Source organism: Haloarcula sp. CGMCC 1.6347 (genome assembly GCF_037078395.1).
Taxonomy (GTDB): domain Archaea; phylum Halobacteriota; class Halobacteria; order Halobacteriales; family Haloarculaceae; genus Haloarcula; species Haloarcula amylolytica.
The window spans coordinates 708,532-727,401 of record NZ_JAYMGX010000002.1 but is presented as its reverse complement, the minus strand read 5'-3'; the positions used below and the strand labels follow the sequence as shown (position 1 = coordinate 727,401).

Here is an 18,870-nt window from a genome sequence, read left to right as displayed (position 1 = left end):
CTCTCGAATCTTTCCGATCAACGGCTGCATTTTGTCGTCGATATCGCGCCGATAAAACGGGAATGCCGGCTCGGTAACTGGCCTGGCCGCGCTCGAATGCCGGATTGGGTCCGCTCCGGCGGGCGGACAAACTATGACAGGCTGCCCCGGAGCTGGCTCCGTGGCAACACGAGGGGTGTCTCGTGCCCCGGATACTTGTGCGCGCCTCCGGGTGAGGCGTATGTGAACCTATGTCACAAGCGTATTTAGATGTGACGCCCGTCTGACGCTGCGTGATACTGGCGGTACTCAGTGTCGATATCGAAGAACTCCCGGATGGCTACGCGGGCCGTGTCGAACCGATACGCAGTACCAGCCTGCCGGTACTCACGGACTGCGTGCGCCCGACGCCCGTCGTTAGACGTTGTCCGGGGCGTCGGCGTCGTCCTCGACCGAACGCTTCAGCGAGTCGCGCCGCGCCTTCGCGTCGCGGTCGGTTGCCTCCTCCAGGAAATCGTTCTTGATAGCGACGGCGTCCTCGGCCGCGTCAACGTTGCCCTCGGCGATGACGTCCTCTGCCGGTCGCTCGTCGATGTGGAGTGCGATCTTGTCTTTCTTCGAGCCGTACTCGACGCGGCCCGCGACGACCCGGTCGAACACGGGGTTGTCGGGGTCGTCGACGACCAGCAGGTCGTTGCCTTCGTACTCTTCTGTATCCGTTACTTCGCCGAAGTATTCCTCGACGAACGCTTCCATGTCTGGGACGCGGTCTTCGAGATGCTCGCCCCGTCGCATCTTGTACTCTCGCATGGGCGAGTTTTTGCGAGGGGCTGTCTTACCCTTTGCGTTCACTCCTCGTCCCGGGTGATAAGTGACCCCTTGTGACACTCCGGACAGAAGTCCCCAGCGCGCAACGACGTCGATTCCACCTCGGTGGTGAATCCACACTCCGGACAGGCGAACTCGCCTTCCGGAACCGTCACGGCGCTGTCGCTGGTCGGTTCGACGCTCGAATCGTCGTCCGTTCCGGTATCGACCGGCATCGTCTCCGGCGACCAGCCGTCCCCGTCGTCCCCCGGTTCATCGGGCCACTCACCGGGCTGGCGGTCGTCGCCGGGCGACTCCGATTCCTCTTCCTCGCCGAGAATGAGCCCGTCGTCTTTCTCCGGGTCGGTCTCGTCCTCGGTCACCGGTTCCTCGCCTTCGGCGTCCGGGACGTCGACCGTCGTCGTCGGCTCGTCCAGTTCCACGTCGCCGCTTTCCTCCTCGCCATCGTCACTGTCGTCGATAATCTCAGCGTCGTCAGCCGACGGATCGACCGGTTCCCCGGCGTCTACGCTTTCGTCGCCGATTCCTGCATCGTCCGGTGCTTCGACCGGGTCGTCGACGCTATCCCAGCCACCCGAGCGCTCCGATTCCTCGTCTGTGGGTTCGGCCACGCTGTCAGCAGGTTCGTCTTCCGGCGGTGACTCGGATTCGGACGTTTCGGATTCGGACTCGTCTTCGACGAGATCGCTGGCGATGTCCGACGGCGTCTCGATTGCCGTGACCTCCTTGTTCTCCGAGACGATCCGCGTATTTCCACACCGCTCACAGGTCTCCCGTTCCTGGATGGTGATGACGACTTCGCTACCCTGCTCTTCGCGCTCGCGCTCGACGGTGGTCTCACCGTACTTGTGCCCGAGGACGGAACATTTGAGACCCATTGCCAGAACTTCCCACCGTGGCGTACTTAAACCCTGCCCGTTAGCTCGACCATTCGTGACAGAGCGCTACCTGTTTCACGACGCAGCTATATTAATTTCAACCTGAATTGTGAAATTTTATAACCGATACCGGCCCTACGCTACGCCAATGCAGCGGACGACGACACTCGTGGTGTCGGTCCTCGCCCTCTCGGCGCTTCTCGGCGGGACAGCGGTGGCGGCCGAGAACCAGCCACCGCTTGCCGACGCCGGACTGGACCAGTCCGTCGAGCGAGAGACGACGGTCCAGTTGGACGCCAACGGCTCGCGCGACCCCGACGGCACAATTGAGAGGGTCGAGTGGTCCATCGAAACGCCGGACGGCACGACGCGCACGCCTGACTGCCAGACCTGCGTTCAGACGACGTTCTCGCCGGCCGAGACCGGCCAGTACAACGTCACTGTCACGGTTACTGATGACGACGGAGCGTCGCGCTCGGACACGCTCCACGTCGATGTGGTGGCCGCCGGTGGGCCGTCAGTCTCGATGTCGGCCCCGCCCGCGGTTCCCGTTGGCCTCCAGCGGAATCTAACTGCAAACGCGACCGCCGGTGATGCCGACCTCCGAACGCTCGCCTGGGTCGTCAACGGCACCGCCCAAAACCAGACGCGACTCGCCGGTGAGAACGGGACCGCGACCATTACGCACACATTCAACCAGTCCGGCTCCGTGTCCGTCCGTGCGGTCGCCTACGATGCCGCTGGACGGCGTGGCGTCGCCAATCGAACGGTTCAGGTCGCCGACTCGTCCGGCAACGGTGGCGGCGGCAGTAATTGCCCGGGTGGTAGCGGAAGCTACTACGTCGACGGGCAGAACAAGGGCTGTACTTCGGCCGCGATGACTATCGGCGACACCATCGTCGACACTGACGGCCGGGACGGCCTGTGGGTGTACGTGGATAATGAACTCACCAAGATCATCGATGAAGAGAACATGAACAAGTACTCCGAGGACGGTTACGGAGGCACGTTCAGTAAGGAGACTGTCGATGAACGAAAAGACGATATAAAGGAACAGGAAGAGAATCAGGACGGTTTCATTGATGTTGATAATGGCGGCAGTTACAATGACGACGATTCCAGCGATGAGAGTCGTAGTACTCGTCCAGCATCCAGCGTGCCAAATAACCTGATGAACCCAGATAGCGGAGACGATGACGACGATGAGGACGGTGGCGACGATGACAACGGTGGATATGACTGGTCATACGATGACGATGACGGCAGTAGTAGTGACGATGATGATAGCAACGGTAACGATGATGGTAGTGGTGGCAGTGATAACGATGATCAGGGAGGTCTCCTTGACGGCATAATCGGTGGCGGTGATGACGATGATGAGGACAGCGGTGGTGATGACGACGGTGACACCGGGAGTTGGTTCGGAGGCGGTAGCGACGATGACGATGACAGTGGCGGCGACGGTAGCGGAGGGTGGAGTTTTTGGTAACAGATTTCAGATCTGACTTCGGAATTAAAACTTATAGATGACAATAAATAAATTCTAAATATGATTTATGTAAAGAATAGTACACAAGAGGTAGTCGCCTGCCTGTTAGCGACGGTTGCAGGCACTCTCTTACCCACAGTCACCACTCCGCTTATGATGTGGACGGACGCCCATTGGTATGCAAATAAGGAATCACCGATGCCCGGAATCCAGTCCGGAGAGGGGTACGTTAGCATCTTGACTGCGTTCGCCTACGTGGCTGTCTTCACCGTCCTTGTCCGCGGAATCACATTTTTGAGCGCCGGTGGCGAGACTGTACATGATTCACCATCTGCGGGAGTGGACGGCGACGGATCAGCAACTGGCACGTTACCAGAACCAACGCCAAACCTGACTGCAACTCTGAATCTCCCACCTACTGAAAAAGAAAACAAGGAAACAGACCTCAACAATGAGACCCAAAACGATGAGTGAGACTAGAACTATCGTTAGCTCTGTCGCCATTGCTCTCTTAATTATCTCTGCCGGCTGCTCTGCGTTCGCGGGAGGCAGCGGGCCAGCCGAAGAGACAGTTTCGCCGACGGAGACGCCAGAACCCACGCCAGAGAGTATTGAGACCCAAACACCTGAGCCAACGGAAACCGAGAGTACGCCAGTAGCTACCAAAGGAACTGAAACGGAAACCGAATCTACTACTGAAGGCGATCTCAGCAAGGCAGAGAAGTTTGAGGAATTCGATGAGAACATGCAGTATCTATACGATGCAGATGAGGAGAACCGTTCTGTCGAGATGGAGGCCTTCCCTGACAATGACTCATACCACATAACGGTTGAAATGCGTGACACCACAAACTTCACTAAGACCCGAAATGACCGGCTAAACCCGCTCTGGAAGTATTATGCCATTGTAGAAGACTATAACAATAATGATGACCACCTTCCAGACCGGGACCACACGTACATTCCTGATACGGTCAATGTAACGTTTGTTACGGAAGACGGCGGGGTGTTTGAAACAACTCACATCAAATATATTTGGGCGTACAAGTACTATACCGACGAATGGTCGCTCCAAGTCTTCATGGCAAAGTATGGCTCTACCACTGAAGAGGGGCCAGCTTACCATGAAAAGGGACGGTAGCGAATCACTCGGTTCGGAATCATAAGTCACAGCGAGTTTGTCGCTGACGACCGCTTCGATCAGGGGTCTACCTTACCGGTTCAGAAGTTTATAACACGTCGGATCAGGTTCCCAGATTAGATTCACGAGGGACAAAGATTAGACCCAGCCGGTTTTAGAGGGACATATGAGAGCGAAGCCGGAGTATCGCGACCGGGACGACACAGAGGTTGCGGTGCTCGATGCGCTCGCGGACCGCCGCGATGAGGGGATGACCGTCTTCGAGCTTCGGTCGCGGACGGAAGAGAATATCGACCGTATCGAGGACGCGCTCGCGGCTCTCAAGGCGGACGGCCTCATCGAGGTCGAGGACAACGGGGAGCGAACCGTCATTCTCCCGGGCGAGGGCGTGGTGGGGGAATCACAGCCGGACGAAGACGAATCGATTCTCGATCAGATCCGCAAGCGACTCCCGTTGTAGCTGCTGTCTCGCGGCGGTGTCACACCGCGTCCGACGGCGCGGCCGCGCAGTTGTTCGGGCCGAGTTCGAGTTCGAACGCGGTGTCGTCGTCGGCCGTCTCCGTTCCGAGATTGATGGCGATAATCCGCTCGAAGTTGGCGGGGCGCGGCGGGATGTCGTCACAGACGTACTCGACGAACGACTCGCGGTCCATCGCGAACCCCGGGAGCCGGTCGCGGAGAGTGCCCAGGGTAGCCGTGAACGTACCGTCGTCAGCCGGTGTCGTCGGTCCGCTGTAGTGGCCCGGGGCGACGAGCGTCTCATCGGGTAGCGCCGCGAGTCGGTCGGTCAGCGTGCGATGGAGGTCGCGGGCGAGGTCGCGAGCGCCGTCGGCCCCGGCTTCGAGGTCCGGGCGGGCGACGCTGTCGAGGAAGACGCTGTCGCCGGCCAGGAGCACGTCACCGACGGTGAAGCCAGTCATGCCAGTTGTGTGGCCAGGCAGGGGGCGAGGCTCCAGTGTGGCCGACCCGACCGGTAGCGTTTCGTCGTCGGCCAGTGCAGTCACGTCCTCGACGCCGCGGGCGACTGCCCGCTCGGAGAGAACCGGTTCCGCACCGGTCTCTGCGGCGAGGCGGCGGACGCCGCTGACGTGGTCGGCGTGGACGTGCGTGTCGATAGCGTGGGTGAGCGAGGCGTCGTGGTCGGCGGCGTCGGCGACGTACCGGTCGGTGAACGCCCGCAGCGGGTCGACGACAGCGGCCGAGCCGTCGCTGACGACCATGTAGCCGAGACAGCCGGACGACGGCCGGCGGTACTGGAGGACGGTTGCGGCGTCGCAGGGAATCTCGCGGGCCTCGTAGAGCCGTGCCCACCCCTCCATGCCGTCGCTGAGGTTCTGTGCCTCCACGCCGTGTTCAGTCAGCAGTCCGGCGACGAAGGCGCTGGCCTCGCCGCGGCCACAGACGACCGTTATCGGGCCGGTGCCGGCCACGTCGCCGACGACGTCGTCTACTTCGCCGGTCACCTTCGCCTGGAGGAACTTCGTAAAGGGGAGCTGTGTCGCCGTCACCGACGCGCCGCGAATCCGCCACTGCTCGTACTCGTCGCGGTTGCGAACGTCGAGCAACCGGAGCGACTTGCCGGCGTCCAGTTTCGCCTGCAACGCCGCTGCCGATAGTGACGGCGGGTCCGTCGGCGGGTCAGGGTAGTCCTCGACCATACCGACTGTAGCGCTGCCCGGCGGATAAATCGGGCGGGGATTTCAAGCCCCTGCCGCGCCCAGCGGACGTATGGACGCTGGAGCCACTATCGACGCCGTCCGTGACCAGACCGAGACAGAGCGAGACAGGCTGGGCTCGGACAAGGTGCTTATCGCAGCGACAGATGCGACGCTGGAGACGGAGGCGGTGCTCACAGCAGCGGCGACCCGCGAGTCAGGACTCGCAGATATCCTCGACCGGTGGGCTGCCGAGACTGATAGCGACGTGGCGACGCAGTTCGAGGCAGCCGCCGAGGCCGCGGCCGAGCGGGCGGACCGTATCGACGCAGACGCTGGGAACTCCGATGGGTTCATTGATCACCTCGAAACCGTCAGTGGGACTGCGCGGCGCGTCGGGGCCGGCCTCGTCGCCGCGCCGCTGGTCGCCGACCGGTTCTACCTGCAGGTAGTGAGCTTCTTCATCAACGAGGCGGCCGAACAGCGGGCCGATACGTTCCGCGAGGTTCGACAGGAAGCGGCAGCGCTCGATGACGGGGAGGCCGCTCTCGGAAACCTCCCGGAATCCGAGCGCGAGACGGCAGCGGCGGCTGCGACCGAAGCCATCGACGCGGCGTACGCCGACTACGCGGAAACGCTGGAGGCGATGGGACTGGACCCGAAGCCCATCTGCTAGTCGAGTCGGTAGGTCGCCACGCGGTTGGCGGCATAGAGGAACCCGGCGACAGCGCCAGCGACGGCGATCCCGACGCTCGCCACCAGTCCCCCGCTGAGGAGCCACGTCACACCGAATGGTATCGCGAACAGGCCGCGAACGGCGAGCAGGTACGCCAGGCTTCCTGGCACGACGGCCACGCCGAGGACGAGGAAGTACAGCCCGAACGCCCAGCCGCTCGGGACCACCACTTCCCGGCCCTGTACTGACGACGACTCGAACTTCGGAAACACGACGCCGGTTCCGACGGCGATGGCCGGCGCGGCGAGGGTTGCCACGAGTGCGAGTGTGAGTCCGGCGGCGAGCGTGACTGGCGGTGTCCCGGCCGCGACGCCGAGGCCGACGACCAATAGCGTCGTCACCACGACGCCGGGGAGTGCGCCCGCGAGGACGAGTCCGGTGACGAAGGCCCGGCCGGAGACGTTGGCGGTCAGTGTCAGCGGCAGCACGCCCTCCTCGCCGCCGAGCGGGTTGAGCGAGAACGCGGCCCCGAACGCCGCCGCGCTGGCGAGGCCGGCGCTGAGCGGGAGCGTCGGCGGCACTACCCGTTCCAGAATGACAATCTGGAGGTGATACACCAGAAAGAAGAACGGCATGACTGCGAACTGGACGGTGACGGGGGCTCGCTTGGCTCGGAGCCACGACTTCTGTGCGACTACACGGGTCGCGGTTGGGACCCGCCCCGCCAGCAGGCGGTCTGAAAGCGTTCGTTCGTCGGCGTCGAACTCGTGGTCGGGCTGGACCGGATCGGCATACCAGGCCCGCCCGGCCAGCCACAGACACGCAACCGCGCCGACCGGGAGCGCGCCGAAAATCCCCGCTGTGGCGACGGCGGCAGTGACCGGATTGCCGCCGGTTCCCAGTACGAGCAGGACGACGTCGGCGGGCCACGAGAGCGGGGACTGGGTCGCCAACTGGAGCACGCGAAGCTGTACTGTCGGGACGGCCGTCATTGCGACCCAGCCAAGCGGCAGGATGAGCGAGACAGCAGCTCCGACGCTCGCGCGGTGACTGGCGACGAAGGCCGAGCGGTTCGCCACCAGTTTCGTCACCAGCCCCAGGCCGAAGCCGAGAACCGTCCCCAGCAAGGCGACCGCGACCGACCCGACGAGGGCCACGGCTGCGACGAGCACCCCGGCATCACCAGCCGCGAGCCCGCCCACCAGCGCCAGAATCGGGATGGCGAGCGCGAGCGACACGCGACCAGCCTCAGCGGCCAACAGCCCGGCCGCCGCGTCCTCGTAGGGGACCGTCGTCAGCAGGCCGTCAGCGGCGTCGGGCTCGCCGGCCGACTTCACCGTATGCTGAAGCGTGAAGAAGCCGACGAGGCCGAGCAGTCCGACGATACCCGCCGTCGTCGCAAGCCTGACGGTGTGGGGGTCGCTGTCGGCGAGGAAGCCGCCGAGAAAGAACGCCCCTGCGCCGATAGCGAGACTGTATATGAGGATGCCCAACCCGCCGCCGAGCAGTAGGAGCGTCCCGCGCGTCGTGCCCATGAGCTTGCGCCAGGTGCGCCGCAGCTCCGTCCGCGCTATCAGCCGCGTCCGCCGTCCGTCCGGCCGTCTCATCGCTCTCCCGGGCGCTCGCTGGTTACGTCGAGGAACACGTCTTCGAGCGTGCTTCCGGACTCGACGCTGCCGGTCAGGTCGTCGGGAGCCCCTTCCGCGACGAGGTCCCCGTCGTACAGGACGCCGACGGTGTCGGCCAGCTCCTCGACGACGGGCAGGATATGCGTCGAGAGAAAGACCGTCGTGTCAGCGGCCGCGACTTCGCTGATGGTGTCACGCACTGTCCGGGCGGCCCGCGGGTCCAGCCCCGAGGTGGGTTCGTCCAGAAAGAGAACCTCCGGCTCGTGCAACAGCGCCTGGACGAGGCCGAGCTTCTGTTTCATTCCCTTCGAGTACGTCTCGACGCGCCGGTCGGCGTCCCCGTCGAGGTCGAACCGGTCGAGCAGCGATTCCACACGGTCCCAGTCCTCGTGGCCGCGCAGGCCGGCGACGTACTCCAGTTGCTCCCGGCCGGTGAGTTCGTCGTACAGCGGCGGTTCCTCGGGGAGGAAGCCGATGTGTTCGACCACCGCGGCGCGGTCGGCGACCGACTCGCCCGCGACTCGGGCGGTGCCGCTTGTCGGGTTCGTCAACGTCGTCAGGATGCGAATCGTCGAGGTCTTGCCCGCGCCGTTGGGACCGAGGAAGCCGAAGACCGTCCCGCGCGGGACTGTGAAGTCAAGGTCCGCTATCGCCGAGACCCCACTGTAGCGCTTCGTCAACCCCTCGGTGACGATTGCGGGTGCTGGAGGGCACATACGGGCAGTGCCGCACCGATTGTGAAAAGGTCTTGCTTTTGCTATGCGCGACTCTCTGGGATGGTTGTTTGGTGCTGCTACGGCTTTGTGGTGGTATTTGAACAGCCAGAAAGCCCCCGCGCTATCGGCTCCTGCGCCTCGCTGCGCGCGCTTCGCGTGCTTGCGTCGTCGGAGTTCGCCGATAGCACGGCCCCTTTCAGTCCCACCCAGCCGGGGCTTTCTGGCTCCCGACGGCCGTAGCTGCAGAACCATGCACAACAGAACCCGATACTTTAGCTAGCCGTTACTCTTCAACGGCTGCGTCGGCGGCATCGGCTTCAGCGTCTTCATCCTCGTCCTCGTCATCCGCATTCTCCACCACTTCGATACCGCGGTTGTTGACCGCCGACGGGTCCAGCCCAACCTCCTGCAGGAAGTTCTTGTACTCGCGCTCGCACTGCTCGGCGTCCTTCTGGCGGTCGCTGGCGCGGTCACACAGCGCGATGAGGTCCTCGGGCACGTCGTTAGTGTAGACAATCCAGTGGTTGATGAGGTCCGAGAGGCGGCGAATCGGCGAGGTGAAGTGACCGTAAATCTCGAAGTTCAGGGCGTGGTGGCCGCCGAAGGGGTCGTTCATGTACTTCGCGCGGGGCATCACCTTCATCACGGCCCACTGAATCTTGTCGAGCTGGCGACCGGGGGCCTGTTCGAGTGTCGCGTTGACGGCCTTCCGCGGGTCGTCCCAGGCGTCGCCGGGGATAGAGACGCCGTCGAGTTCCTGGATCTCGACCAGCGCCTCGTCCCACTCGTCGGGGCTCGGCTGTGGGTGGACGCGGTACATCGCCTCGACGCCGCGGTTCCACATCAGCTCGTGCGTGACGGCCTTGTTGGCCTTCAGCATGCACTCCTCGATGATGGTGTGGGCGCGGTCGCGGGCGGGGTTGAGGACGAGCGAGCCCTCCTCCTTGCGCTGCTCGTGCATCCGGTCGGCCAGTTCCCAGACGCGCTCGGTTTTCTCCGCGAGGTCGACGCTCTGGTCTTCCAGCACGTCTTCTGCGGTCTCTGGCTCGTCCAGCAGGCGCTCGGCCTCGGTGTAGGTTAGCCGGGCGTCGCTGCGGATGACGGACTTGTAGATGTTGATCTCCTCGTAGCCGAGGTTCTCCTTGTCGAGGTGCATCTCAACGGTGTGGGCCAGCCGGTCCTCGTTGGGGACCAGCGAGCAGACCGTCTCGGCGAGGACGGGCGGCAGCATGTGGACGGTGTAGGCCGGGAGATAGACGGTGTTCCCGCGCTCGACGGCCTGCTCCCACATCTTCGTGTCGGGGTTGACGTAGTGAGTCACGTCGGCGATGTGGACCCAGAGGACGATTTCGTCCTCGCGCTCCTCGATGGAGATGGCGTCGTCGAAGTCCTGGGCGTCGATAGGGTCGGTCGTCCAGGTGGTCATCTCACGGAGGTCTTCGCGTTCGTCGACCTCGTCCTCGATTTCGGCCTGCACGTCCTGCGTGCGCTCTTTGGCCTCCTCCAGTACCTCGGGCGGGAATTCGTCGGGGATGCCGAACTTCTCGAACAGTTCCTCGCGCTTGTTCTCCAGATGGCGGGCCATCTCCGGGTCGATCTCGACGGGGCCTTGCCCCTCGGCGGTCCCGGCGGCCGCTTGCGCGTCCTCTGTAGTCATGTCACCCGGTACGAACAGGGCGTAGTTAGGGCTGTCGGGGTGGGACTGGGCCGTGACTTCCCCGTCTCATTCCCTGTGCGTGTCGCCCTCGGAGAGTTCTCGGAACCGTCTCAGGAAGGTCTCTTGGTCGGCCTCGCCGGCCCCGGCGGCGTCGAGCGTCGTTTCGAGGCCGTCCCGCGGCTGCTGGCACAGGTCGGCAAAACAGGCTTTACAGAGGTGTTCGAACGTCTTGTTCCGGCGGTCCCACCGGTCGCCGTGTTTGTCGTACTCGCGGGCCTCGGTCCGCGAGACGGACTCCCCACACGCGATACAGGTGACCGACTCCGCCCGGGAGTTCCGGGACCCGAACATACGAACCAGTTGCGACTGACAGCGCTTAGAGTTTTCCGCACAGGCAACAGTTCCCCGTTCCGGGCCACACGTTTATTCACCCGCCGCCACTACACAGGGTATCGGCTATTCGGAGCCAGGGACACTGAATGAAGCCACCAGAGACACTCGCTCACTCGACGTTGGACACGCTACCCATCAACATCGCTGTCCTCGACGACGAGGGGACGATTCTGTTTACCAACCGCGCCTGGCGGGAGTTCGCGGGCGACGAGGATGGGGAGATGGAGGGGACGAACTACTTCGCGACGACCGACATCGACGCCGACGAGTACGCCGGGCAGGCACTCGGCGGCATCGAGTCGGTCATCGACGGTGAGCAGGACCTGTTCACGATGGAGTACCCGTGTCACTCCCCGGAGGAGAAGCAGTGGTTTCTGATGCGGGTCGCACCGCTCCCCGACGACGAGGCCGGGAGCGCGGTCGTCGCACACATCGACATCACCCAGCGGAAGCTCGCCGAACTGGCGGCCGAGCGCCGCAGCGAGGAGCTCAAAGCCGAGCGCCAGAACCTCAAACAGCTCGTCGACCGGGTCGACGGGCTGCTGAAAGCGGTGATGGGCGACGTACTGACCGTCGACTCGCGCGAGGCCATCCAGCAGACCGTCTGTGACCGGCTGGCCGAGGTCGACTCCTACCAGTTCGCCTGGGTGTCCGAACTGGATCTACGCGACGAGACGCTGTCGTCGACGGCACTCTCCGCCGACCACCCGACAACGCTGTCCATCCCGCTTAACGCCGACGACCCGGTTGCGGAGGCGGCCCGAACCGAGGAGATGCAGGTCGTGACCGGTGACATCGACGAGCAACACAGCCGACTCGCCGACTCCGACGTCGCGTCGGTCGCGGCAGTCCCGCTCGTCTCCGGCGAGTCGCTGTACGGCGTCCTCACCGTCTACGCCGACAGCGACGACGTGTTTGATCCCCGAGAACAGGCCGTGCTCGGGACCATCGGCCGGGCGACTGCGGCGGCCATCGACGCCCGCGAGACCAGCCGGCTGTTGACCGCCGACAACGTCACCGAACTCGAACTGCAGGTCACCGACCCCGACGTGTTCTACATCGACGTGGCGAGCGAACTCGGCTGCTCGATGGAGTACGGCGGGAGCGTCCCCGACGGCGAGGAGACGGTGATGTTCTTCCTCGTCGAGACGGACGACCCCTCGGCTGTCTGTGCCGTCGCCGCCGACCACCCGCAGGTATCGGGCGTCTCACACGTCTCGACGGCGGACTCGTCGGCGCTGTTCGAATTCACCGTGTCGGACCCGCCGGTCGTCTCGGTCGTCGCCGACCGCGGGGCCCAGACGGGCGACATTCTGGTCGAACCAGGGAAGGCGACAGTCACCGTCACGCTCCCGGCGTCGATGGAGACCCGAAGCGTGGTCGAGCAGGTCCGCAGCCAGTATCCGGAGACGGAACTGCTCTCCGTGCGAGAACGGGACGAACCGCCGGTCTCCCGGCAGGCGTTCATCGCAAACGTCGAAGAGCGGTTGACCAACCGCCAGCTAACGGCGCTTCGGAAGGGGTTTCTCGGCGGCTTCTTCGACTGGCCACGCGACGTCTCCGGCGAGCAACTGGCCGAGTCGATGGACATCTGCCCGTCGACGTTCCACCAGCACCTCCGTGCGGGTGAGCGAAAGCTACTGGAAGAAGTGTTCGAAAACTGGTAACCAGTGCTTGCGAATCCCTACGCCTGCGGCGGACTCCTGGCACGATCCCCGAAGCAGTTTGGTAGTCCGCTTATACCGATAACAACCGTATATACATGTAGTGATACAGAACCAGTGTCCTGTTTGTCTCCGGCGAACCGACGGGACACAGTCCCCCGTGACAGCGGCACACTCACGGATCGACCGAACTATTACGGACAGCCTGCCGACAAGCGCGCGACGCATCGCCCGCCGAATGACCGCCCGATAGCTTTCAATGCACTCCGATAACATCCAGACCAGCAAATCGATACAGCAGGAGACCGGACGGACGTTTCACCTCGCGACGCGTCTGCTTCCGGAGCGTATCCGCCACCCGACCTACGTCATGTACGCGTTCTTCCGGGTCGCGGACGAGGTCGTCGACCAGACGGACGGGCCGCCCCCGACCGTCCAGCACGAGCAACTGGAGGTAATCCGCGAGGCCGCGCTCGGGAACGTCGACCCGGCCGAAACCGACCACGAGGCGGTCATGGCGGCGTTTCAGGACCTGACCGAGCGTCACGACATCTCCGAGGAGACGATCAACGTCTTCATCGACGCGATGGAGATGGACATCGCACAGGCCCGCTACGAGACGTTCGAGGACCTCCGTGAGTACATGGGCGGCTCTGCCGTCGCTGTCGGCCACATGATGACGGAGGTGATGGACCCGCCACAGAAGGCGGAGGCCCTGCCCCACGCGACGGCGCTGGCCGAAGCGTTCCAGCTATCGAACTTCCTGCGGGACGTCCGCGAGGACATCCACGACTACGGCCGGGTGTACCTCCCACAGGAGACGCTCGACCGCCACGGCGTCACCGAGGAGCAACTGGCCGACGCCGAGGTCGACGACGCCTTCCGAGCCGTGATGCAGGAGGAACTGGCTCGGACCGACGAACTGTACCGCGAGGGCGTGGCCGGTATCCGATACCTCCCGGAGGACTGCCAGTTCGGCGTGCTGCTGGCTGCGGTCCTGTACGCTGACCACCACCGACTCATCCGTGACCGTGGCTACGACGTGCTGACGGAGACGCCGGACCTCACTCGCCGCCGCCGGCTGTGGTTGCTCGCCCGTACGTGGTGGCACTGGCGGCGCAACGGCGACCCCGAAGCGACGTTCTACACCGTGAGCGCTGTCTCCGAGCGCGGCCCCGGCGAGACGCCGACGGACGCCCACGGCCACGGGCAACCCGCGTGGCGTGGATGACAGCCACGCACCGGGTATCGTTTCTGACTCCCTGTTGTACCTGAACTAATGTTGCCCACGCTCACGTATCTCCAGTTCCACGCCCTGTTCGTGGTGCCGGTCGTGGCTGGATTGGCACTGACAGCCACCTACCGCCTCGGGAGCCGCCGGGACGTACTCACGGGGACGGCAATCCTCGCAGGACTGGCCCTCGTCTACACGACGCCGTGGGACGGCGCGCTCATCCGGCGCGGCGTCTGGTGGTACGGCGACGGCACCGTGCTGGCGCGGTTCTGGTCGATACCCCTCGGCGAGTACCTCTTTTTCGTCCTGCAGACCGCGATGGTCGGGCTGTGGGTGGCCCGGTTTCGGGTGGACACGGAGCGCCCACTGACCACGCCGATGCGAACGCGACTCGTCGGACTCGCCGCCGCGCTCGTCGTCGTTCTGTCCGGCCTCGCGCTCCTGCGCTCCGACTCGGGACTGTACCTCGGGTCCCTGCTGGTCTGGAGCGGGCCGATTCTCGCCATCCAGTGGCTGTTCGGGTGGCACTTCCTCGTCGGCAAGTGGCGGACCGTCGGCGGCGCGACACTGGTCCCGACGGCCTATCTCTGTGGTATCGACAGCGTCGCCATCCGACTCGGCGTCTGGACCCTCTCGAAACAGTACACGACCGGCTACACGATTCCCCTGCTCGACCTGCCCATCGAGGAGGCGGTGTTCTTCTTCCTGACGACGCTGTTCGTCGTGCAGGGGGTCGTGCTCTACGTCTGGCTTCGGGACAGATGGGATTGAGCCGCCGCACCACCGTCGAGCCGTCGGTTCTCTACCGGGTCGCGCTGGTCCCCGGCTGGGTTGCCAGCCTCGCCGTCGTTGCTCCGTTCCTCGCCGGGGTCTCGATACCGCCCGCGCTCCAGTACGCCCCGCTGGTCGTCAGTGCCGTTCTGCTCGGCCTCCCCCACGGCGCGGTCGACCACCTCGCGGTCGCACGCACCCGCGGCGAGCGCCCGGACTGGCGGGCTATCGCCCGCGTGTTCGCGCTCTACGGCGTCGTCGGCGGAGCCTACGCAGCCGCCTGGTTCCTCGCGCCCGCGGCGGCGTTTGTCCTCTTCATCGCCGTGACGTGGTTCCACTGGGGCCAGGGCGACCTGTACGCGCTGCGCGCGCTGGCCGACGCCGATCACCTCCGGTCGCTCCCACAGCGGGTCGGGACCGTCCTCGTCCGCGGCGGCCTGCCGATGCTGGTCCCGTTGCTCGCCTTCCCCGATTGGTACCGCCGCGTGGCGACGGATCTGGTATCGCTGTTCGCGCCCGACGCCGTGGCCGCTATCGGCTGGGCGTTCCGGACGGACGTTCGAACCGCGCTCGCAATCGCCTACGGCGCGCTCGTCGTGGCAACGCTGGCGGTCGGGTTCACCCGCGCCGACGCCCGACGCCCGTGGCTGCTCGACGCCGGTGAGACGCTGGGACTCCTTGCCTACTTCGCCCTCGTGCCGCCGGTGCTTGCCATCGGCGTCTACTTCTGTCTCTGGCACTCGCTGCGCCACGTCGCCCGCCTGCTGCTGGTCGACGACGACGCTACCGCCGCGCTCGAAAACCGCGATCCGACGGCCGCCCTGGCGCGGTTCGCCCGCGACGCCGCACCCCTGACCGTCGCCTCGCTCGCCCTGCTCGGCGGGCTGTACTTCCTGGTCCCGAACCCGCCCGGGTCGGTTCCGGAATGGGTCGCGCTGTATCTGGTGTTCATCGCCGTCGTCACGCTGCCACACGTCGTCGTTGTCAGTATCATGGACCGCCAACAGGGCGTCTGGGTGTAGTCGGCTACCTCTATAGATGGCGCTAGGGCCGGATGTCTGGAAGAATTGAAGTCGAAAATCACGGAGGGGCATCCGCGCGAGCGAAGCAAGCGCGGTTCACCGAACGCGAGTGGAGCGAGCGTTCGGCCTTTTTCGCCACCGAAAGACTCGCGTTGCTCGCTCGTCTTTCGAGCTGCTCGGAAATCGAAGATTTCCGGCATGACGAGACGGCAATGCCGTCTCGAACCACCTCGCTCGCTTCGCTCACGAGGACCACGTTTTTGCGCCGAGTGGTGCGCTTCGCGCACCCGAGGCGGAAAAAGGTGGGTTACTTGCCCTTGCCGCGGTTGCTGCGCAGCGACGGGCGGGTCTTCTCGCTCCCCTTGCCCTTGCCGCTGAGGCCGCGGTTGCGGCGGCCGGCACCGGTCAGACCGCGGAAGACGCGGTCGGCCTGGTCGTCGGCGCAGATCCACGACAGGTCGTCGTCGTTCTGGATGGCCGGGTGGTTCGGGTCGATGAGGATGACTTCGTGCCACTTCTGGCGGCCGTCCTGGCCGACGGAGTAGCTGTTGAGCACGCGCAGGTTCGGGAAGGTGCGGGAGGCGCGTTCCTCGGCGACGCGCTGGATGTCCTTCCGGCGGGTGATGCGCGTGACGCCCTGGCGCTTGGACCGACGGCCGGCCTTGTGTCGGCGCTTGCGTGCGCCGCCCTTGCGGACGGAGACGCGGGCGACGACGACGCCCTGTTTCGCCTTGTAGCCCTGCGAGCGGGCCTTGTCGAGGCGGGTCGGGCGCTCGATGCGCTCGACGGCCCCTTCGTCGCGCCACTCCTGCTGGCGCTGCCACTGTAGTTCTGCGAGCTGTCCGTCGCCCGGGTTCTTCCAGGCGTCTCGAATGTACGAATATGCGCTTCGTGCCATATGTATTCACCACGGGCGTTGCGTGGTTCAAGTCGCGCTCGACGCGACTCACATCCCGACCTGCACACGCAGGTGCCCGCTGGTGCCCGTCGTCCAGCGAGTTACCCGGAGTTTGCCGTTCGGAGTCTTAAACGGTTCGGACCAGACTCGCGGATGTGACCCGCTCACGCAGGGACGCGACCGCTGAAAACGTCGGATATCTGTGGTTTAGCAACACAAATCGTTAAGTTGTTCCCAGCCGGAGAGTCATGTATTACCATGACAGACCTTGGTGGCTTTCAGGACCATGTGGCGCGAATCGACCTCGGGGACGGGGACGTAGCCTACGAAGGTATCGACGAGGAAGACGCGAAAAAGTACATCGGTGCACGCGGGCTCGGCGTGAAGTACGTCTTCGATCAGGGACCGGACGTGGACCCGCTGGGTCCGGATAACCTGCTGGCGTTCATGAACGGGCCGCTGACGGGGACACAGGTGACGATGAGCGGCCGGATCGCCATCTGTACGAAGTCGCCGCTGACGGGGACGGTCACTGACTCCCACCACGGCGGCTGGTCCGGAGCGCGGCTGAAATGGTCGGGCTTCGACGGACTGCTGTTCGAGGGCCAGGCCGACGAGCCGGTGTATGCGCTCGTCGAAGACGGCGAAGTGGAACTGCGCGACGCCTCGCACCTCTGGGGGCAGGGCGTCCACGACACCATCGACGACCTCGAAGGCGAAATCGAGGGCGGCTCGCTGGGCAAGAACCTCTCGGTGATGGCCATCGGACAGGGCGGTGAAAACGAGGTCAAGTACGCCTGTATCATCAACGAGGACGACCGCGCGTCGGGCCGCGGCGGCACCGGCTGCGTGATGGGCAACAAGAACCTCAAGGCTGTCGTCGTCAAGTCCAGCACCCGGATGCCCAAGCCGAAGGACCAGGAGACGTTCCAGGAGGGTCACAAGCAGGCGATGCAGGTCATTCAGGAGTCCGACGTGACCGCGCCCAACGAGGGCGGCCTCTCGATGTACGGCACGAACGTCCTGATGAACCTCACCGAGGAGATGGACGGCCTCCCGACGAAAAACGCGAAGTACTCCTCGACGCGATCGATGTCCGAGTCGGAGGGCGACGGCGAACGCATCATCGACTCCGAGAAGGTGAGCGGCGAAAACGTCCGGGAGAACATCCTGGTCGACGAGCCGACCTGTCACTCCTGTCCGGTCGCCTGCAAGAAGGAAGTCGAGGTGCAGGCGATGCACAAGGGCGAGGAGATGAACGTCCGCACGGAGTCCTACGAGTACGAGTCCGCGTGGGCGCTCGGTCCGAACTCCGGCCACGTCGAGCGCGACAAGATCGCCGTGATGCTCGAACGGTGTAACGACGTCGGCGTCGACACCATCGACGTTGGCAACACCATGGCGATGGCGATGGAGATGACCGAGGAGGGCAAGCTCGACGAGCTCGGCGACGGCCTGGACTGGGGCGACGCCGACACGATGATCGACATGATCGAGATGATCGCCAACCGCGAGACGGAACTTGCGGACCACCTCGCCGAGGGGCCGGACCACCTCGCCGAGGAGTTCGACGCCCACACCAACTCTCTCGCTGTCAAGGGCCAGACCATGGCCGCCTACGACCCGCGGTGCATGAAGGGAATGGCAATCGGGTACGCGACCTCGAACCGCGGGGCGTGTCACCTGCGCGGCTACACGCCGGCAGCCGAAATCCTGGGTATCCCAGAGAAGGTCAATCCGCGAGAGTGGGAGGGCAAAGGCGAACTGTGTGCCACCTTCCAGGACCTCCACGCCATCAGCGACTCCTTCGACATCTGCAAGTTCAACGCCTTCGCGGAAGGTATCGAGGAGTACGTCCTGCAGTACAACGGCATGACCGGGCTGGACGTGAGCGAGGAGGAACTGATGGAAGCCGGCGAGCGCATCTACAACCTCGAACGGTACTACAACAACCTCGCCGGCTTCGACGGAGCCGACGACGACCTGCCCAACCGGTTCGTCGAGGGCGACGAGCACGCGATGCCGGCACAGGGCGGCTCCGAGGGGGAACTCGCGGAGCTCTCGAAGATGAAAGACGAGTACTACGAGGTGCGTGACTGGGAGGACGGCGTCGTGCCCGACGAGAAACTCGACGAACTTGGCATCGACATCGGCCCCGGAACCGGCGTCAGCTCCGGCGGCGCGGCGGCCCCGAGCGACGACTGAATTCGCACTGACCGCCGAACACACTTCAGTTCTCTA

The 18,870-nt window shown here is 64.5% G+C and carries 18 protein-coding genes; 10 read left to right on the top strand and 8 right to left on the bottom strand.

The window, feature by feature from the left end; all coding sequences use genetic code 11:
* Positions 1–396: 396 nt before the first annotated feature.
* Together VI340_RS12075 and VI340_RS12070 are read right to left on the bottom strand one after the other, a co-directional pair.
* Positions 397–789, bottom strand: a complete 393-nt coding sequence (locus VI340_RS12075; RefSeq protein WP_008308010.1) for a DUF5611 family protein — start codon at positions 787–789, stop codon at positions 397–399.
* Positions 790–827: 38 nt separating this feature from the next.
* Positions 828–1,685, bottom strand: a complete 858-nt coding sequence (locus VI340_RS12070; protein ID WP_336358420.1) for a DUF7093 family protein — start codon at positions 1,683–1,685, stop codon at positions 828–830.
* 148 nt (positions 1,686–1,833) lie between these two features.
* Between VI340_RS12070 and VI340_RS12065 the strand changes: the two genes are divergently transcribed.
* The 4 genes from VI340_RS12065 to VI340_RS12050 all read left to right on the top strand — a co-directional run bounded on the left by VI340_RS12065 (position 1,834) and on the right by VI340_RS12050 (position 4,775).
* Positions 1,834–3,174, top strand: coding sequence for a PKD domain-containing protein (locus tag VI340_RS12065; RefSeq protein ID WP_008308013.1), 1,341 nt, complete (start codon positions 1,834–1,836; stop codon positions 3,172–3,174).
* Positions 3,175–3,234: 60 nt separating this feature from the next.
* On the top strand, positions 3,235–3,648 hold the full coding sequence (locus VI340_RS12060; protein WP_049942807.1) for a hypothetical protein: 414 nt from the start codon (positions 3,235–3,237) through the stop codon (positions 3,646–3,648).
* Positions 3,641–4,315, top strand: a complete 675-nt coding sequence (locus VI340_RS12055; protein ID WP_049942808.1) for a hypothetical protein — start codon at positions 3,641–3,643, stop codon at positions 4,313–4,315. Before VI340_RS12060 ends, VI340_RS12055 begins: the two co-directional genes overlap by 8 nt.
* 166 nt (positions 4,316–4,481) lie before the next feature.
* Positions 4,482–4,775 carry a DUF6432 family protein gene (locus tag VI340_RS12050; RefSeq protein WP_008308015.1) on the top strand — a complete coding sequence of 98 codons (294 nt, stop codon included), beginning with the start codon at positions 4,482–4,484 and terminating at the stop codon, positions 4,773–4,775.
* A gap of 19 nt (positions 4,776–4,794) precedes the next feature.
* Here VI340_RS12050 and VI340_RS12045 read toward each other — a convergent pair whose 3' ends face one another.
* Positions 4,795–5,973: an MBL fold metallo-hydrolase gene (locus VI340_RS12045; protein WP_336358419.1), complete on the bottom strand. Its 1,179-nt coding sequence runs from the start codon at positions 5,971–5,973 to the stop codon at positions 4,795–4,797.
* Positions 5,974–6,043: 70 nt separating this feature from the next.
* On the opposite strand from VI340_RS12045, the gene VI340_RS12040 reads away from it, so the two are divergent.
* The gene (locus VI340_RS12040; RefSeq protein WP_008308017.1) at positions 6,044–6,646 is read left to right on the top strand and encodes a hypothetical protein; all 603 of its coding nucleotides are present in this window, start codon (positions 6,044–6,046) and stop codon (positions 6,644–6,646) included.
* Here the strand turns inward: VI340_RS12040 and VI340_RS12035 are convergent.
* From VI340_RS12035 to VI340_RS12020, 4 genes are all read right to left on the bottom strand, one after another.
* The gene (locus VI340_RS12035; RefSeq protein WP_336358418.1) at positions 6,643–8,253 is read right to left on the bottom strand and encodes a hypothetical protein; all 1,611 of its coding nucleotides are present in this window, start codon (positions 8,251–8,253) and stop codon (positions 6,643–6,645) included. The two genes, VI340_RS12040 and VI340_RS12035, sit on opposite strands and share 4 nt — an antisense overlap.
* Positions 8,250–8,990 (bottom strand): ABC transporter ATP-binding protein, encoded by a 741-nt coding sequence (locus tag VI340_RS12030; RefSeq protein ID WP_336328949.1) that lies wholly within the window; start codon positions 8,988–8,990, stop codon positions 8,250–8,252. Before VI340_RS12030 ends, VI340_RS12035 begins: the two co-directional genes overlap by 4 nt.
* Before the next feature lie 283 nt (positions 8,991–9,273).
* A complete protein-coding gene (locus VI340_RS12025; protein WP_336358417.1) occupies positions 9,274–10,647 on the bottom strand; it encodes a ribonuclease R family protein in 1,374 nt (457 codons plus the stop codon).
* Positions 10,648–10,713: 66 nt separating this feature from the next.
* A complete protein-coding gene (locus VI340_RS12020) occupies positions 10,714–10,998 on the bottom strand; it encodes a DUF7562 family protein (protein WP_151145319.1) in 285 nt (94 codons plus the stop codon).
* A 128-nt stretch (positions 10,999–11,126) separates the two neighbouring features.
* Between VI340_RS12020 and VI340_RS12015 the strand changes: the two genes are divergently transcribed.
* The 4 genes from VI340_RS12015 to VI340_RS12000 all read left to right on the top strand — a co-directional run bounded on the left by VI340_RS12015 (position 11,127) and on the right by VI340_RS12000 (position 15,731).
* Positions 11,127–12,707, top strand: coding sequence for a bacterio-opsin activator domain-containing protein (locus tag VI340_RS12015; RefSeq protein ID WP_151145322.1), 1,581 nt, complete (start codon positions 11,127–11,129; stop codon positions 12,705–12,707).
* A gap of 256 nt (positions 12,708–12,963) precedes the next feature.
* Positions 12,964–13,935, top strand: a complete 972-nt coding sequence (locus VI340_RS12010; protein ID WP_336358416.1) for a phytoene/squalene synthase family protein — start codon at positions 12,964–12,966, stop codon at positions 13,933–13,935.
* Between the two features lie 48 nt (positions 13,936–13,983).
* Complete coding sequence (locus VI340_RS12005) at positions 13,984–14,709, top strand: lycopene cyclase domain-containing protein (RefSeq protein WP_336358415.1); 726 nt, start codon at positions 13,984–13,986, stop codon at positions 14,707–14,709.
* Complete coding sequence (locus VI340_RS12000) at positions 14,706–15,731, top strand: Brp/Blh family beta-carotene 15,15'-dioxygenase (RefSeq protein WP_008308033.1); 1,026 nt, start codon at positions 14,706–14,708, stop codon at positions 15,729–15,731. The genes VI340_RS12005 and VI340_RS12000 overlap by 4 nt, the downstream gene beginning before the upstream one ends.
* A gap of 307 nt (positions 15,732–16,038) precedes the next feature.
* On the opposite strand, the gene VI340_RS11995 is transcribed toward VI340_RS12000, so the two are convergent.
* Positions 16,039–16,629, bottom strand: a complete 591-nt coding sequence (locus VI340_RS11995; RefSeq protein ID WP_008308034.1) for a 50S ribosomal protein L15e — start codon at positions 16,627–16,629, stop codon at positions 16,039–16,041.
* Between the two features lie 258 nt (positions 16,630–16,887).
* Between VI340_RS11995 and VI340_RS11990 the strand changes: the two genes are divergently transcribed.
* Positions 16,888–18,834 (top strand): aldehyde ferredoxin oxidoreductase family protein, encoded by a 1,947-nt coding sequence (locus tag VI340_RS11990; RefSeq protein WP_008308035.1) that lies wholly within the window; start codon positions 16,888–16,890, stop codon positions 18,832–18,834.
* Positions 18,835–18,870 lie beyond the last annotated feature (36 nt).